Below are 16,944 nucleotides of genomic sequence, written 5' to 3'. Positions count from 1 at the left end.
GAGGGTGTGGGAGAGTAGGTCACCGCCGGACACACATTGGTCGAGGCCCCGAACCACCAGGTTCGGGGCCTCCCACATTTAAACACCCACACCCCACAACCCACACCCGGAGCGCTCCACAACCCCGGAAATCCGGTGATTAACCTCAAAAAGTGCCGGAAACACGCGGAATTTGCGGACCGGGACGGCCCAAGCTGGTAAGTTTTCGAACAGTGGCTTGTACGCATGCCGCGTGCAGGCTCCAGAATCATGACAGTCCAGGAGGACATAAATGGCTAAGAACCGTAGTGAACTTGTTGCAGAGGTAGCAGGCAAGGCCGGCACCAGCCAGGCAGCCGTGAACTCCGTCCTCGACGCACTGTTCGAGGTTTTCGAGACTTCTGTCGCCGCCGGCGAGAAGATCACCATCCCGGGCTGGCTCGCCGTCGAGCGTACCGACCGTGCAGCACGCACCGGCCGCAACCCCCAGACGGGCGAGACCATCCAGATCGCCGCCGGCCACAGCGTCAAGCTGACCGCAGGCTCCAAGCTGAAGGCTGCAGTCTCCAACAAGAAGTAGTCCTTCCGGCCGGCCACGCGCCGGCTTTCGAAAGGAGCGGCAACCACCTGGTTGCCGCTCCTTTCTGCGTTAAGCCGATTCGCGGGCGGCCCCGCAGTAGCGGACAATGGAATGGTGTCTCCTGCCGCCAACCCCCGTTCCAACGCCCCGCAGCCTGCCTCCGCCGGCGCGGAGGGCAGGCCTGCTGCTGGCGGCCGGACCCCGGCGCGCGGCACCGCACTGGGCATCTCCGGCCCGTGGCAGCTGGCCGGGCTGGCTGTACTGTTTCTGGGCCTGGTCGCGGCCCTGTTGTTCTCCGGCGCCGCGGCAGCACCCGACGTGGCCGATCCGGGTGCTTTCGTCCGCTGGGGCCTGCCTGCCAGCAAGGCCATCCACAATGTATCCCTGGCGACCGTCATCGGCGGCCTGATTTTCGCCGTCGGCATCCTGCCGAGGTTCGCGGGTGCCGCTGCCCGGCAGCACGGCCGTGCTGAAGGCGGCCGACCGGAGCATCCGGCCTTCGCCCGCGCCCTGGCAATAGCGGCCGCGGCGGGCGCCGCGTGGACGCTGTCCGCCGTCGCTGTCCTGGTCCTTACGTACGCTGACGTGGCCGGCCAGCCGCTGGCCGCGGATGCCGAGTTCACCACCTCGCTGATTTATTTCATGACCGACATCGACACCGGCCGGGCCTGGCTGGCCGTCACGATCATTGCTGCGGTCACCACCACGGCCCTCTTCGGTGTCAGGTCCCTTGGCGCCTTGGCGTTGACTCTGATCCTGGCACTCTGCGGGCTGATCCCAATGGCCTTGATCGGCCACTCCTCGAGTTCGTCGGACCACGAAGGCGCCATCAACTCCCTTGGCCTGCACCTGGTGGGTGTCAGCGCCTGGGTGGGCGGCATCATCGTGCTCGCGCTGCTGTCCGGCCTCCTCACCGGGAAAAACACGGACATCACCGAGCCCACGCTCAGGAGGTTTTCCACCCTGGCCGGCTTCGCGTTCGTGCTGGTTTTTGCATCCGGCGTGATCAACGCGGCGATCCGGATCACCGCGTGGCAGGACCTCGTTGGCTCACCGTACGGCCAGCTGATTCTTGCCAAGTCCGCAGCCACCCTGGTGCTGGGCGGAATCGGCTTCATGCACCGCCAATGGGTCATCCCGCAGCTGGGCCGGCAGCGATCCGCCATGTCCTCGCGGCGCGTACTGTGGCAGCTGCTGCTGGCTGAGCTGCTCATCATGGGCGCCACCTCCGGCATCGCCGTGGCACTGGGCCGCTCAGCACCGCCGGAGCCCACCGCCTACGCCCCGGATGCGTCCCCGGCGTTCATCCTCACCGGCTATGAGCTTCCCCCGGAGCTCACCCCCGAGCGCTGGCTCACCGAGTGGCGTCCCGACTGGCTTTGGATCACGGCGGCCGTCTTCGGGCTGGTCGCCTACTTCCTGGGCGTCGTCAAGATTCGCCGCCGCGGAGACAAGTGGCCCTGGTTCCGGTCCGTGAACTGGGTGATCGGACTGCTGGTCCTGACGTACATCACGTCCGGTCCGCCGTCGGTCTATGGCCGGGTGCTGTTCTCCGCGCACATGGTGGACCACATGGCGCTCACCATGGTGGCGCCGATCTTCCTGGTCCTGGGTGCCCCCGTCACGCTCGCCCTGCGCGCCCTCCCGGCCCGCGCCGACGGTTCCCGGGGCATGCGGGAGTGGCTGCTGGTGTTCGTCCACTCGAAGTTCTCGCAGCTGGTTACCCACCCGCTGTTCGCCGCGGCCAACTTTGCCGGCTCCATCGTGCTGTTCTACTACTCGGACCTTTTCGGGTTCGCCATGCGGGAGCATGTGGGGCATGAGCTGATGATCCTGCACTTCCTGCTGACGGGCTACATCTTCGTCCTCAGCATGATCGGGACGGACCCCCTGCCGCGGCGCGCGCCCTTCCCGATGCGCCTGCTCCTGCTGCTGGCCACCATGGGCTTCCACGCGTTCTTCGGCGTGGCCATCATGGGCGGCACCAACCTCCTCGCCGCGGACTACTTCGGCAACCTGGGCCGCGAATGGGGTGCGTCGGCGCTGGTGGACCAGCAAATGGGCGGCGCGGTGGCTTGGGGCATCGGCGAGGTACCCACGCTCCTGGTGGCGATCGGCGTCGCGATTATGTGGTCCCGGTCCGACCAGCGCGAAACAAAACGCGTGGACCGGGCGGCGGACAGGAATAACGACGCCGATCTGGCCGCTTACAACGATATGTTTGCCAAATTGGCTGAACGCGACGCCAGGCTGGCTGAACGCAACAAGCTGGAAGGACGCTGATGAGCGAAACCGTACGAACCTCTGCCCGGGTCCGCGCCTCCGAACTGGTGGGCCGTAACTGGCTGAACACCGGCGGCAAGACGCTGGACCTCGAAGCGCTGCGCGGCAAGATCGTGCTCCTCGACTTCTGGACGTTCTGCTGCATCAACTGCCTGCACGTCCTGGACGAGCTGCGTCCGCTGGAGGAGGAGTACTCGGACGTCCTGGTGACCGTCGGCGTCCACTCACCCAAGTTCGAGCACGAGGCCGATCCGGTGGCCCTGGCCGCTGCCGTGGAACGCTACGAGATCCACCACCCGGTCCTCGACGATCCCGAGCTGGACACCTGGAAGGCCTACACCGCCCGCGCCTGGCCCACCTTGGTGGTCATCGACCCCGAGGGCTACATCGTGGCGCACCTGTCGGGCGAGGGCCACGCAGACGGCCTGGCCGTGCTGATCCCCGAGCTCATCGCCGAACACGAGGCCAAGGGCACCCTCCACCGAGGTTCCGGCCCCTATGTGGCGCCCGAACCGACGTCGGGCACCCTCCGCTTCCCCGGCAAGGCGCTGTTCCTGCCGGCGGGCCGCGGTTCCGTCGCCCTGGAGGAAACGTACGACGGCGGCGCCGCGGCGGGTGCCGCAGGCAACAGCGGGGAAAAGGGTTCCTGGCTGGTCACCGACACCGGCCATCACCGGCTGGTGGAGCTGGACACCGACTTTGAGACGGTCCTCGCCACCTATGGTTCGGGCACCAAGGGCTACGCCGACGGCCCCGCCGCCGGCGAGACCGGCACCGCTGAATTCAACGAGCCCCAAGGCCTGGTGCTGCTCCCTGAAGACGTGGCAGCAAAGGCGGGCTACGACGTCGTCATTGCCGACTCCGTGAACCACCGCCTCCGGGGACTGTCGCTGAAAGACGGCAAGGCGTCGACACTGGCCGGTAACGGCGTGCAGCGGCTCCTGGAAACCGGCCCGGCGCGCGTGGACGAGCACGCCGCCGGAGTCACCGGCAAACTGGGCGGGCACCCGCTGGAGGTCGCTCTGAGCTCGCCGTGGGACGTGGTGTGGTCCGGCAAACTCAACGCCGTGGTGGTGGCGATGGCCGGCGTACACCAGATTTTCAGTTTCGACCCCATCAGCGGGGCGGTGGCCATCGTGGCCGGCAACGGCCTGGAAGGCCTGCTGGACGGGCCCGCGGACGAGGCATGGTTCGCGCAGTCCTCCGGCCTGGCCGAGGACGCGGACGGCAACATCTGGGTGGCCGACTCCGAAACCTCCGCGCTGCGCAAGCTCGTCATCGCGGAAGACGGCACCGTGACGGTGGAGTCGGCCGTGGGCAAGGGCCTGTTCGACTTCGGCTTCCGGGACGGTCCTGCGCCGGAGGCCCGGCTGCAGCACCCCCTGGGCGTCACTGTACTGCCCGATGGCTCTGTGGCCATCGCGGACACCTACAACGGAGCTGTCCGCCGCTATGACCCCGCGGCCGGTACCGTGTCCACCCTGGCCCGCGGACTGTCCGAGCCCTCGGACGTGATCGTGGACCACACCCACTCCGCCGGTTCCGAACCGCTCCTGGTGGTGGTGGAGGCCAACAAGCACCAGCTGGTGTACGTGCCCATCCCCAAGGAAGCACAGCAGGTGGATGAGGGCGCGTCCCAGACCCAGCGGCCCAAGAGCCCTGTGGCACCGGGCCCCCTGGAGCTCACCGTCCGCTTCACGGCTCCTACCGGGCAGAAGCTCGACGACCGATGGGGCGACCCCACGCAGTTGAAGATCTCCTCCACACCTCCGGAGCTGCTGGTCTCCGGCGGCGGTACCTCTGTGGGGCTGCTGCGCACCCTGGAACTGGCCACCGACGTACCTGAGGGCGTGCTGCACATTACCGCCCGCGCGGCCGCCTGCGACGGACCGGAGACTGAGGACGGCGAGATCCCGGACCACGCGGCCTGCCACCTCTACCAGCAGGACTGGGGCATCCCGGTGGTCCTGCAGGGTGACGGCGACACGGAACTGGTGCTGGACCTGCGCGGCATGGACTGACCCGGCTCAGCATCCCTGACAGGCTGCTGCCTACGCGTCACGGACAGCAGTCTTTTGGGTACCCGGCCTGGCAATAACCGCGGACTCACGGGACTGCGCCTCGCGGCGGCAGCCAAAAGCATGCCCGGCGTGACGCGACTCCTGTGGGCAGCAGTTTTCCACATAGGCTCTCGTACCTCTGCCATGCACGAAAGCGCGGAGCCACCATGTCCGCATGGACGCCTTCAAAGCCCTCGCACGATGTGGCGGAGCAGCGCGCCGACCGGTACTCGCCCGAATGGGAGTTGACGATGCCGCGCTGCGACGTGCCGTCCGGGGAGGAGTCCTGCGGCCGGCACGGGGACTGTATGCGCTTCCGTCGGCCTCTCCGGACCTGGTGGCCGCGCTGCGGAACCGTGAGCTGTTGACCTGCTCAAGTGCTGCGCCCATGTACAACCTCTGGTGCCTGCCGCCCAACGGGCTCCGCCACGTCCACCACCGGCGCCGGGAATCCGTCCGGGGCAACGCTGTCCACCACGCCGGACTGCTCCTGCCGCCAGCCTCCCTCCGGCCGGTAGCGGCGCTCGCCGACGTGCTGATCCACGCACTGCGGTGCTTGTCCTTCGCGGAGTCCCTGGTGATGGTCGAGTGCGCCGTGGGGCGAGGCGATATCACCGTCGACTTCCTGCGCCAACACCTGCCCGGGAAGAGGAACGGCAAGGCGAGGGCGGTGCTGGACTGGGTGGACCGGGGCTCGGATTCACTCCTTGAGACGCTGGCGCGGACCTATTTCCGGCAGGCGGGGATTTCAGTCCAGGCGCAGGTCTACCTGGAGCGCGTGGGTCACGTCGATTTGCTGCTGGACGGCTGGCTGGTGGTGGAACTGGATGGCCGGCACCACGCCGAATGGAAGCAGGTGCAGAAGGACCACCGGCGGAACAACGAGTCGGTGGTGCAGGGGTACACAGCCCTGCGGTACTACTATCCGGACGTGGTGCACTATCCCGAAGCCATGGTTGCTCAGGTCCTGCAGGTGCTGGCGCGGCGGCGATGATCGAGCGGACGTCACGCAGAGCATGCTTTTGATACCAGGAGAGGGCTGCAACCCCGGAATCACGGGGACTGGTAGTTGGGAGAGCCCCGAAAGCGTGCTGGGTGTGACGCTCGGGCAGCCCCGGCGCTAGAAGCTCAGCAGCGGGGTGACCTTGATGGTGTCGCCGCCGATGTCCAGCCGCGTGGTGAAGCTGAAGTCCACTTCTTCATCCAGCGGGAACCAGGCGCCGGTGAAGGAATCCTGCTGCTGGGCCTGGACGCGCGCCTTGCCGTCCAGCGGGGCCACCACCCAGCGGCCGTTGAAGGGTTCGATGGACACCCCGGGGTACTTGGTGATGCTCCATTTAATAGTGCCGTCCTGGACCCGGTTGTCGCTCGCGTAGTAGAACGGGCAGTCCGGCTGCAGCTTCTGCACTTTGGAAGCTTCTGCGGCGCAACTGTCCAGGTACTGCTTCACCTTGGCTGCGACCTCCTTTTTCAGGCGGTCCGTGGCCTCGGTCAGCAGGTTCAGCGGCGCCACGGGTGCGTCACGGCCCGTGACGGTGGCCCGGGTGGCGGGGGCCGAGAAGTAGCGTCCGTTCAAGGACGCCTCGTACTCGCCCGGGTAGAACACGGCGAAGCTGTTCTGCCCATCCGGCATATTCACCGGGATGCCGTTGAGCGTGGCTTCGCTGGAGTTAACGACCGTGACGTCCACGGTAGGCAGCCGGGAGGGGACAAACGCCCAGGTGTCGAAGAAGATCCATTCGGTGCCGGTGCGCTCCAGGAGGAATTCCGTGCGCAGCCGGCTGCCGTCGATGGTGTAGTCCAGGGGCACCATGACACGGTTTCCGGGACGTGGCTCGGGGTCGCCCACGGTGGTGTTGGACAGCCTCGAGACGGCCGTCTGCAGGGCTGTCCCGTCAAGCATGGCCGCGTTGCCGCCGGGAACGGTGGCGCGGAGGAGGCCCAGGGCCCGGCCGCCGTCGCCGCCTTGGAGGGCTTCCAGGTATTCGCGCACAGGCTGCTGCGGACTGGACACGGTGTTGTTCACGACGTTCACCGCCACCACCCCCGCAGCCACGGCAAGCATGAGGCCAAGCAGCCAACCGGCCGCGATCCTCACCAACGCTTGACTCATCTGCACGCTTCCCACGTTACCGGTAAGCGTGCGCACGGCCTTCCCGGGCGGCGTCACATGTGCCGGGCACCACGGCGACGGGGGTACGACGGCGGCGCCCGCCGCCGCTGGCCACGGCTACCCGGTGGCTGGAACCGGGAGTCTTAGCGGCGCCGCCGCCGCGGGGAGGTACCGAACACCCCGCGCAGCAGTTCACGGCCGAGTTGGGTTCCGATGGAGCGGGCCATGCTCTTCAGGCCGCCGCCCAGGGCGTCACCGAACACACCGCCGAGGCCGTCCGCGGAGCTGCGGTCCGCGCCGGAGGGGGAGCGGGGCGTGGAGTCCCGAGCCGGCACCGTCCGGCCGCCGGGGGCGGGCCGGCTGCTGGGCCGGCCGAGGATGTCCTCCTCGATGCGCCGGGCCTCGGCGTCGACGTCCATGTCTGCAGCGGAGTCCTCGGTCGCCGGATCCTGCGCAGCTCCCGCCCCGGCACCCTGCCCGGACAGCTTTTCATAGGCCGACTGGTTGTCCACCGCCTCGCCGTACCGCGCCAGCAGGGCTGAGCCGTTGACGATTCCCGAGACCACGCCCGCCCCGCTCGGGCCCATGACTGACTCGGGCGCCCGGAGCCGGGTGTGGGCCACCGGGGTGGGTGCCCCGTTTTCGTTCATGACGGTGACCACGGCTTCGCCGATGCCCGCCGATGTCAGGGTCTCTTCGAGGTCGTAGTCGCTCAGGGGAAATGTGGACACCGTTGCCCTGAGGGCCTTGGCGTCTTCGGGGGTGAAGGCACGCAGCGCGTGCTGGACCCGGTTGGCTAGCTGGCCCAGGACTTCAGCGGGGACGTCCTTCGGCGTCTGGGTCACGAAGAAAATGCCCACGCCCTTGGACCGGATCAGCCGGACGGTGGTGGTGATCGCGGCCAGGAAGGCCTTGGAGGCGTCCTTGAAGAGCAAGTGCGCTTCGTCCAGGAAGAAGACGAGCTTGGGCTTGTCCAGGTCACCGGCCTCGGGCAGCTCCTCGAAAAGGTCCGCCAGCAGCCACATCAGGAAGGTGGAGAAGAGCAACGGCTTGGATTGGAGCGTGGGCAGCTCCAGGCAGGTGATGATGCCCCGCCCATCCGGCGACGTGCGCATCAGGTCCGCGGTGTCGAACTCCGGCTCGCCGAAGAACGTGTCCAGGCCCTGGGCCTCGAGGGTCACGAGCTCGCGGAGGATTACCCCCGCTGTTGCCTTCGACAGTCCGCCGAGCTCCTCCAGCTGCTCCTTGCCCTCCGCAGACGTGAGGAACTGGATCACGGCCCGGAGGTCCTTGAGGTCGGTCAGTTCCAGGCCGTTCTTGTCCGCGAAGTGGAAGATCAGCTGCAGGCTGGATTCCTGCGTGTCGTTCAGCTCCATGATCCGGGAGAGGAGGATAGGTCCGAAGGAGGTGACCGTCGCCCGGACCGGGACGCCGGCGCCGTCCCCGCCAAGGGCCAGGAACTCTACCGGAAAGGCCCGTCCTTCCCACTCCTGGCCGATCCCCTCGGTACGTTCCGCAAGCTTGGAATTTCCGACGGCGGCAGTCGCCAGACCGGACAGGTCGCCTTTGATGTCCGCCAGGAACACAGGGACGCCCGCGGCGGAGAGCTGTTCGGACATCATGTGCAGGGTGACCGTCTTGCCCGTTCCGGTGGCTCCGGCCACGAGTCCGTGCCGGTTCATCATGGCCAGCGGCAGGCGGACCGGGGCTTCCTTGTGGACTTCGCCGTCCACCACCGCAGCCCCCAGTTCGATGGTGGCACCCTCCAGGGTGTACCCCTTTTGGAGGGTGGCAAGCTTTTCAGCGGTGGATTTCCCGGCCATGCCCACAGCTTAGCGGCGCCGGCAGCCGGGTCTACCGCACCGCGCGGTCCGCGCGTTCCAGCAGCCGCGAGGCGGCGTCGCCAGGACGACGTCCCCTGCCGGCACTGCCGTCCTGGTGAGCCGAGGCCGCCGGCAAGGCAAGTAGTCCCCTTCCTCCCCGCCGAAAAAACGAGTACTCCCGCCAAAAGACAGGTGGGGCGTTACGCGTGCGCTCCGGCGCACCCCGCACCTAGGGTGAAGCCATTCTGCGGCCAGGGTGGTCCGCAGGCCTTGAGGGAGAGACACATGGACAATTTGCTGGGCATTGGCAGTGGCGCTCGACGGCAGGGGCGTGGCGGCTTCAGGGCCGCGGCGGCGCTCGCCGCAGCCGGGCTGGTACTCGCCGGCGGCGGTATCGCTTTCGCTGACGACATCCACAACACGCTGGACAGTTCGGTTGACACGGACGCCGAAGTCCTTGCACTGAACCTGGGCGGCGCGCAGGGTTTTGCGTCGCTGGCACTGTGGACCACCGACGGCGACGGGAAGAGGGGGTGTAATTTGACCGGTTCTAACACCCTGACGCTGAAAATCGAATCCACCAACACGTCGGTGGCCACGGTATCGCCGGCTACCACCACGTTCACCTCCTGTGGCTTTACGCAGCCGCTGTCCGTAACTGCTGTGGGAGCGGGTTCAGCGAACGTCACTGTGAGCATCATTAGCAACACCACGCCGTATTCCTTCAGCACCGCCCCCGCGGCCTTCCGCGTGGACGTCGTTGCGCCCGCCCCCGCGAATACGGCGCCGGAGCTGTCCATCTCCGGGGTGGCGAACGGGGCATCCTACGCAAAGGGCGCGGTCCCTGCCGCGATGTGCGAGGTAGCCGACACCGAGGACGAATCCAGCTCCTTCCCCGCCACGTTGGGTGCCGTGTCAGGCCCGGACGGTGCGTACGGCGTCGGGACGCAGGAGGCCTCGTGCAGTTATACGGACGGCGGCGGCATCACCGTGGCTAGTTCGGTCACCTACGTCATCACCGACGCCACAGCTCCCGCGGTCAGCTACACCCTTAGCCCTGCGACGCCGGACGGCGCCAACGGTTGGTACAAGAACGCAGTGACGCTGGACTGGACGGTGACCGAAGACGATTCGCCCAGCACCCTTGTCCTCGCAGGCTGTGACGACCGGACGATCTCCGAAGACCAGGTGGCCACGGAATACAGTTGCGCAGCCAGCAGCAGCGCAGGCCCCGCGGACCCGGTGGCGGTGAGCCTTAAGAAGGATGGGGCTGAGCCGGAGCTCGGGTTCACCTCGGACCTGGGCGTGAGCTACTTCGGGTCCACGCCGGCAGAACCGGGGTGCACTGCACGGGACCACCTCTCCGGCCTGGCCGGGCCGTGCACCGTTTCCGGGTACTCCACTTCGACCGGAAAGCACACCCTCACCGCGACCGCCACGGACCTGGCCGGCAACACTGCCACCATCACCCAGGACTACGAGGTCAAGGCATGGACGCTCAAGGGCTTCTACCAGCCCGTGGACATGAGCGGCGTCCTGAATACGGTCAAGGGCGGCAGCACGGTGCCGGCCAAGTTCGAGGTCTTTGCCGGAGATCGGGAGATCACCGATCCTGGCACCCTGGCGTTCTCCGCAGCGAAAATCCAATGTGCCAACGGTGCAGTGGAAGACGCCATCGAGATGGTGGTCGCAGGCAATACCGCGTTGCGCTACGACACCACCGCCGGCCAGTTTGTGTACAACTGGAAGACGCCCACCCTTGCCGGTTCCTGCTACCAGCTCACGATGAAAGCAGCTGACGGCTCCTTGATCAGCGCCAGCTTCAAGCTGAAATAGGCGCCCGAAGCAGGGGAAAGGCAACAGACAGGCGGTCCGGGGATAGACCGGACCGCCTGCCGCATGTTCAGTTAACTGCCGGGTCGCCGCTCCGGCGGTGACCCGCTCAGTGGCCGGCGGCCGAAAGCTCTGCGTAAGTTTCGTCGTCGAGCGTTACACCCGCGGCGCCCATGTTCTCCTCCAGATGCACCATGGAGGCGGTCCCCGGGATCGGCATGATGACGGGCGAGTGCCGCAGCAGCCAGGCCAGGGCCACCTGTGAAGCGGTGGCGCCCAGGCGCGTGGCAGCGGCGTCCAGCAGCCCGCCGGGCTGCGCCAGCTCACCCGCGGAGATGGGCGCCCAGGGGATGAACCCGATGCCGTTGGCCTCCGCGTACTGCAGGACATCCTCGGAGCTGCGGTCCGTCAGGTTATACCGGTTCTGAACCGTGGACACAGTGAAATGCCGGCTGGCTGCCTCGATCTCCGCAACCGTGACCTCCGACAGGCCAAGGGCACGGACCTTGCCTTCGTCCTGCAGTTCGCGGAGGACTGCGAACTGTTCGTCGGCATTGACGGAGGGGTCGATCCGGTGCAGCTGCAACAAATCTAAGGTCTCGACCCTGAGCTTGCGCAGGCTCAGTTCCGCCTGCTGGCGCAAATATTCCGGCCGGCCCAGCGGAATCCACTTGCTGGGACCGGTCCGGGTGAAGCCCACCTTCGTGGCGATCTTCAGGCCGTCACGGTACGGGTGCAGGGCCTCTGCGAGAATCTCCTCGCTGACGTTCGGGCCGTAGGAATCGGCGGTGTCGATAAAGTCCACACCAAGTTCGACGGCGCGGCGCACCAGGGCAACGGACGCGCTGCGGTCCGCCGGCTCACCCCAGACGCCGGGGCCGGTGATGCGCATGGCGCCGAAACCGAGCCGGTGGACGGTTCCCAGGTCCTTCAGGTCGATCGTTGCGGACAGTTCGAGTTCCTTGGATGCGTTTAGGCTCATGTGGGCGGCAACACAGTCCGGTCCGACGATATTCCATGTGCCCCCCTGCGGTTCCGAAAGTCCCGGCGGCGGGCAGAAATAAGCCGGGCACCGCCGTCGTTATGCCTTCCGTGCGTGCCGCGACGCGGCAGGCGACCATTGCAGACGCTTGAAAGGCCGGCACCTGACGTGACTCCTCCCCTCTCCATCCTTGACCTGGCGACAATCGGGAAGGGGCAGACGGCGGCGGACAGCCTGGCAGGCAGCGTGTCGATGGCGCAGAGGGCCGAGGAGTTGGGGTACCGGCGGGTCTGGTACGCCGAGCACCACAACATGTCGTCGATCGCTTCGTCGGCTACAAGCGTGTTGATTGCCCACGTGGCTGCCCACACCGAGAGCATCCGGCTGGGCGCCGGCGGCATCATGTTGCCCAACCACTCGCCGCTGACCATTGCCGAGCAGTTCGGCACGCTGGAAACCCTGCATCCGGGCCGGATCGATCTGGGCCTGGGCCGCGCGCCCGGCAGCGACCAGAACACCATGCGTGCACTGAGGCGCGACCCGATGGCAGCCGACAGCTTCCCGCAGGACGTCCTGGAACTGCAGGGATACCTCACCGGACCCACCCGCATCCAAGGCGTGGAAGCCACCCCCGGCAAGGGAACGAACGTACCGCTGTACATCCTGGGCTCGTCACTCTTCGGCGCACGTCTGGCCGCGCAGTTGGGGCTGCCCTACGCGTTCGCCTCGCACTTTGCCCCCGCAGCACTGCAGGACGCGGTGGCGCTGTACCGGCGCGAGTTCAAGCCGTCTGCCCAGCTGGATGCTCCGCACGTGATCGCCGGCGTCAACGTCATCGCCGCCGACTCCGCGTCCGAAGCGCAGGACATGCTCCGCGCCACCAAGCGCGCCCGGGTTTCCTTGTTCTTTGGCGGCGGGCGCGAGTTCACCGACGACGAAGCCGACATGGTGCTCGATTCGCCGCAGGGCCAGCACGTCTCGCAGATGATGACTTATTCTGCCGTGGGTACCCCGGACGTCGTGCTGGAGTACCTGGACAGCTTCGGCCGGCACGCTGACGCGGACGAACTCATCGTGGCGCACCAAAGCCCCGGTACCGCCGAGCGGCTGCGGTCGGTGGAACTGCTGGCGCAGGTGGCCGGGCTGGTGCGGGCGTAGGCCTCCTGCAACTCCGCCTCACGTCAGCAGCAGCGCCACGCCGATCATCGCCGGGACCGCCACGATGGTGGTGATCAGCACCGTATCCTTTGCCACGGTCAGGCCGGTGTTGTACCGGCTCGCGGCCACGAAGACATTCTGCGCCGTGGGCAGGGCGGACGTGACCACCACGGCGAAGAGCGCATGGCCGTCCATGCCCAGGGCAAAGCGGGCAAACAGGTAGGCCAGCGCCGGCTGGATGCCCAGCTTGAACAGGCTGGCCAGGAGGGTGTCCGTCCGCCGGGCCGCGGAGGCCTGGAGCGGGCGGGTGCCATGCAGGCTCATGCCAAAGGCGATCAGCATGGCAGGAATCGCGGCGCCGCCGATCAGGTGGACCGGCTCCATCACCAGGGCCGGCACCTCCCAGCCGGTCCCCGCCACGATGAGTCCCAGCGCCGAGCCCACGATCATCGGATTGCGCAGGATCATCACCACGAAGCCCAGGGGAGTGGTGCGGTGGCTGCTGGTGCTCGAATCCAGCAGCATCAGGAACAGCGGGGTGAAGAACGCCAACTGGAAAATCAGCAGCGGCACCACGTAGCTCGCGTCCCCAAGGACATATACCGCGATGGGAATGCCAAGGTTGGCGGAGTTGGCCAGGGACGCCGCCATCGAGGACATCAGCGATTCAGGCAGCGTGCGTTTCAGCCAAAACTTCACTGCCGTGAAGTAGATGGCAGCACTGGCGATGGCAGCTACGGCCGTGACCAGCAGGGGTTCGGCGAAAACGTCCTCGAGCCGGGCCTTGCTGAGCGTTTCAAACAGGAGCGCAGGGCTGGCCACGAAGAACGTGAGTGCGCTGAGGACGGGCCGGGCATTCTCGCCCAGGACGCGGTTCCGGCCCACGAACCAGCCCACCAGGATAATGGACCAGACCACGAAGAAGCCGGCCAGCACGCCTAGCAAGGATCACCCCTGAAGGCGCGTCGGAGCGGGTTCCCGGGGCTCACTCTCCGGTCAGAGGGCTGCGTTGTTGAGGGCGAACGGCGGGCGGAGCATGCCGGGCGTCAGGCCCTCGGCGGGGTCGCTGCCCAACTGGACGATCTTGTTGTCCCGGTCCACGTGGACAACCCTGGGCTGGTACGCGTTGGCTTCTTCGGTGGTCATCTGGGCGTAGGTAATCAGGATGACGATGTCGTTCTCGTGCATCAGGTGCGCTGCCGCACCGTTGATGCCGATCACCCCGGAGCCGCGCTCGCCGGCAATCGTGTACGTCTCCAGGCGTGCACCGTTCGTCACGTCGACAATGGATACCAGTTCCCCGGGCAGGATGTCGGCAGCCTCAAGCAGGTCCAGGTCGACGGTGACCGAACCCACGTAGTGGAGGTCGGCGTGCGTGACGGTAGCCCGGTGGATTTTGGACTTGAACATTGTTCGATTCATAACTGCATCAGTTTAGCCCCGGCGGACCGCCCGGCGCAGTGACGCACGGAACAGTGACGCAGTAGCGATCCCGCCGCCGGGGCAGGGCTCGTGTGAACGCAGCGGAAGCGTACGACGACGGCGCTCACCCGACGTCGTGCGCCGCCACTGCCTCGGCCGCCGCAGCCAGGGTCTCGCGGGCGGCCAGGATTGCCGGGCGCTTGGCGCTGGAGCGGCGCACCGAGGTGAAGATGGTGCGGTGCGGTTTGCCCGGCAGCTCCAGGAGCCGGGCCGTAGTGCCACGCCCGGTCCAGACCAGGTCCGGCATCAGGGCCACGGCGTTTCCGGACTCGATCAGGCGGATCTGCGCCTGCAGGTCCGCCGTCTCAAACCGCACGTCCGGCTCGAATCCGGCGGTGCGGCACGCCTGTTCCGCCCAGTGGCGGGACGCGGCCCCCCGCGGTTCCATGACCCAGGCGAGCTCCGCGGTGTCCTCGATCGTGCGGATGTCTGCGCCGCCGTCGGACGCGGGAACGGCGAGCCGGATGGCGTCCGTCGTGAGCTTGACGCGGTCCAGTTCGGGATAGCGCGGCGCGGCATGGCCGGGGTACTGCTCGGCGATCACCAGGTCGAAGTCGCGCGCCCATGTTTCGTGGAGGGCGGTCTCCGGCTCGCGCTGGATCATCTCGATCCGCACTTCCGGATATTCCCTGGTCATCCGCGTCAGGGTTTCCGGCATCAGCGCCAGCGCGGCAGACTGGAACACCGCGATTTTCACCGTGCCCGTGACCGTGGTGAGTGACGCGGCGAGGTCCGCCTCCGCCTGTTCCATGGTCTGCAGCAGCTGCGCGGTGTGGGCCACCAGCACCTCCGCCTGCGGCGTCAGCTGGACCCGCCGCCCCGTCTTACGGAGCAGTTCAACGCCCACCTCCTTCTCCAGGAGGGTGAGCTGCTGCGATACCGACGACGGGCTGTACTGGAGTGCCTCGGCCACCTCGGCGAGCGTTCCCCGGATGCTCAGTTCGCGGAGCAGCCGGAGCCGGCGGACGTCAAGCATCTGGAAATCCTTATCGAAGCTAACGAATATAGGTTAGGAGGAGTCACTTTATCTAATGCAACGACGCTTGCATACTGTTGGAACCGAGTTACCCCTGCCACAGCGATTCCGCGCCGCGGCAGGTACGCACGAGCAGGAGTTCCTGATGAGCAGCAGAGACATGTCCCAATCAGTCATGCGGCGCAAGCCGATCGACGACATCGAGGAAGAGAACAAACACAGCGGCCTCTTCAAATCCCTGGGGCTCTGGCAGCTGACGGCGATCGGCGTTGGCGGCATTATCGGCGTTGGAATCTTTTCGCTGGCGGGCCTGGTGGCGGCGGGCAGCGAGAGCAACCCAGGCGTAGGGCCGGCCGTGCTGTTCTCCTTCCTGATAGCAGGCCTCGCCTCCGCAGCCGCCGCGCTGTCCTACGCCGAGTTCGCGGGCATGATTCCGCGTGCCGGCTCGGCCTACACCTACGGGTACGTGGCGCTCGGCGAGATCATCGGCTGGTTCATCGGCTGGGACCTGCTGCTGGAGTACATCGCCATCGTGGCCGTGGTGGCCATCGGCATTTCGGGTTACTTCGACGCCTTCCTCTCGGGCATCGGCATCCATATGCCTGTCTGGATGACCTCGACGGCGGATGAGGGCAAGGGCGGCATCGTCAACATCCCCGCCATCCTGGTCTGCCTCCTGGTCACCTGGATCCTTTCCCGCGGCACCAAGGCCTTTGGCCGGTTTGAGTTGGTGGCTGTTGCTGTCAAGGTCCTGCTGATCCTTTTCATCATCGGGCTCGGCGTCTTCTACATCGACACCAACAACTACAACCCGTTCATGCCCAGCGGGTTCGGCCCGGTCCTGGCCGGCGCCGCGACTGTCTTCTTCGCCGTGTTCGGTTACGACGCCATGAGCACCGCGGCAGAAGAGGCCACCGACGGCAAGAAGCACATGCCCAAGGCAATCATCCTGTCCCTGATCGTGGCCATGCTGCTGTATGTCGCCGCGACTCTGGTGCTGACCGGAATGCAGAACTACAGCGAGATCGACCCCAAGGCGGGCTTCGCCTCCGCGTTCACTTCCGTGGGACTCCCCGTCATTGCCACGATCATCTCCGTGTTCGCGGTGCTGTCCATTCTCACCGTAATGCTCACCTTCCTCCTGGGTGTCACCCGCGTCTGGTTCGCCATGAGCCGGGACGGTCTGCTGCCGGGCTGGTTCGCAAAAACCGACCACCACGGCACGCCCCAGCGCGTCACCTGGATCGCAGGCGTCGCCTCAGCCTTCCTGGCCGGTGTTTTCCCCATCAAGGAAGTGGCGGACCTGACGAACATCGGCATCCTGGCGGCGTTCGTCGTCGTCTGCCTCTCGGTGATCATCTTCCGCTACCAGCGCCCCGACGCCCCGCGCACGTTCCGCCTGCCGCTGATGCCGCTGGTTCCCGCCTTCGGCGTTCTGGCCTCCGCTTTCCTGATGTTCCAGCTGCACTGGGAGACCTGGGTGCGGTTCGGCGTCTGGCTGGTCATCGGCCTGGCCATCTACTTCTTCTACGGCCGCCGCAACTCGCTGATGAACCCCAACAGCCCGCGGCACGAGGAGATCGTGGAGATGCACCGCCCGCTTCCGTAAACCCGCCCCGGACGCTCTCTCACTTAACGTCGGTTACACCCGGACGCTCTCTCACTTAACGTCAGT

Annotated in this window: 13 protein-coding genes; 7 read left to right on the top strand and 6 right to left on the bottom strand. The window is 66.8% G+C overall.

The features are described 5' to 3' along the window. Nucleotides 1–271 precede the first annotated feature (271 nt). From ACIQCN_RS11925 to ACIQCN_RS11910, 4 genes are all read left to right on the top strand, one after another. A complete protein-coding gene (locus tag ACIQCN_RS11925) occupies nt 272–559 on the top strand; it encodes an HU family DNA-binding protein (protein WP_009358243.1) in 288 nt (95 codons plus the stop codon). 111 nt (nt 560–670) lie between these two features. Then, nucleotides 671–2,842, top strand: a complete 2,172-nt coding sequence (locus tag ACIQCN_RS11920) for a cytochrome c oxidase assembly protein (RefSeq protein ID WP_400611127.1) — start codon at nt 671–673, stop codon at nt 2,840–2,842. Continuing rightward, nucleotides 2,842–4,863, top strand: a complete 2,022-nt coding sequence (locus tag ACIQCN_RS11915) for an NHL domain-containing thioredoxin family protein (protein ID WP_400611125.1) — start codon at nt 2,842–2,844, stop codon at nt 4,861–4,863. The genes ACIQCN_RS11920 and ACIQCN_RS11915 overlap by 1 nt, the downstream gene beginning before the upstream one ends. Nucleotides 4,864–5,140: 277 nt before the next feature. Continuing rightward, nucleotides 5,141–5,896, top strand: a complete 756-nt coding sequence (locus ACIQCN_RS11910; protein ID WP_400611123.1) for an endonuclease domain-containing protein — start codon at nt 5,141–5,143, stop codon at nt 5,894–5,896. Between the two features lie 126 nt (nt 5,897–6,022). Here the strand turns inward: ACIQCN_RS11910 and ACIQCN_RS11905 are convergent, their stop codons facing one another. Continuing rightward, nucleotides 6,023–7,015: a hypothetical protein gene (locus ACIQCN_RS11905; RefSeq protein WP_400611122.1), complete on the bottom strand. Its 993-nt coding sequence runs from the start codon at nt 7,013–7,015 to the stop codon at nt 6,023–6,025. Nucleotides 7,016–7,158: 143 nt separating this feature from the next. After that, the gene (locus ACIQCN_RS11900; protein ID WP_400611120.1) at nt 7,159–8,838 is read right to left on the bottom strand and encodes a helicase HerA-like domain-containing protein; all 1,680 of its coding nucleotides are present in this window, start codon (nt 8,836–8,838) and stop codon (nt 7,159–7,161) included. Nucleotides 8,839–9,123: 285 nt separating this feature from the next. Between ACIQCN_RS11900 and ACIQCN_RS11895 the strand changes: the two genes are divergently transcribed. Then, the gene (locus ACIQCN_RS11895) at nt 9,124–10,674 is read left to right on the top strand and encodes a PxKF domain-containing protein (protein ID WP_400611118.1); all 1,551 of its coding nucleotides are present in this window, start codon (nt 9,124–9,126) and stop codon (nt 10,672–10,674) included. Between the two features lie 106 nt (nt 10,675–10,780). Here the strand turns inward: ACIQCN_RS11895 and ACIQCN_RS11890 are convergent, their stop codons facing one another. Next, entirely contained in the window at nt 10,781–11,653 is an 873-nt protein-coding gene (locus tag ACIQCN_RS11890) for an aldo/keto reductase (protein ID WP_400605415.1), read from the bottom strand. Between the two features lie 168 nt (nt 11,654–11,821). On the opposite strand from ACIQCN_RS11890, the gene ACIQCN_RS11885 reads away from it, so the two are divergent. Further along, the gene (locus tag ACIQCN_RS11885; RefSeq protein ID WP_400605413.1) at nt 11,822–12,811 is read left to right on the top strand and encodes an LLM class flavin-dependent oxidoreductase; all 990 of its coding nucleotides are present in this window, start codon (nt 11,822–11,824) and stop codon (nt 12,809–12,811) included. 18 nt (nt 12,812–12,829) lie between these two features. On the opposite strand, the gene ACIQCN_RS11880 is transcribed toward ACIQCN_RS11885, so the two are convergent. From ACIQCN_RS11880 to ACIQCN_RS11870, 3 genes are all read right to left on the bottom strand, one after another. Beyond that, nucleotides 12,830–13,756, bottom strand: coding sequence for an AEC family transporter (locus ACIQCN_RS11880; RefSeq protein ID WP_400611116.1), 927 nt, complete (start codon nt 13,754–13,756; stop codon nt 12,830–12,832). 51 nt (nt 13,757–13,807) lie between these two features. Beyond that, nucleotides 13,808–14,233 carry an aspartate 1-decarboxylase gene (gene panD / locus ACIQCN_RS11875; protein WP_400605409.1) on the bottom strand — a complete coding sequence of 142 codons (426 nt, stop codon included), beginning with the start codon at nt 14,231–14,233 and terminating at the stop codon, nt 13,808–13,810. Nucleotides 14,234–14,357: 124 nt separating this feature from the next. Further along, complete coding sequence (locus ACIQCN_RS11870) at nt 14,358–15,269, bottom strand: LysR substrate-binding domain-containing protein (protein ID WP_400605407.1); 912 nt, start codon at nt 15,267–15,269, stop codon at nt 14,358–14,360. Nucleotides 15,270–15,414: 145 nt separating this feature from the next. Between ACIQCN_RS11870 and ACIQCN_RS11865 the strand changes: the two genes are divergently transcribed. Then, complete coding sequence (locus ACIQCN_RS11865) at nt 15,415–16,878, top strand: amino acid permease (RefSeq protein WP_400611114.1); 1,464 nt, start codon at nt 15,415–15,417, stop codon at nt 16,876–16,878. The last annotated feature ends 66 nt before the right edge of the window (nt 16,879–16,944 follow it).

It is taken from the genome of Pseudarthrobacter sp. NPDC092424, assembly GCF_044754925.1.
GTDB lineage: Bacteria > Actinomycetota > Actinomycetes > Actinomycetales > Micrococcaceae > Arthrobacter.
Note: the sequence above shows the minus strand (reverse complement) of the source record. Positions and strands in the feature narration are given on the sequence as shown.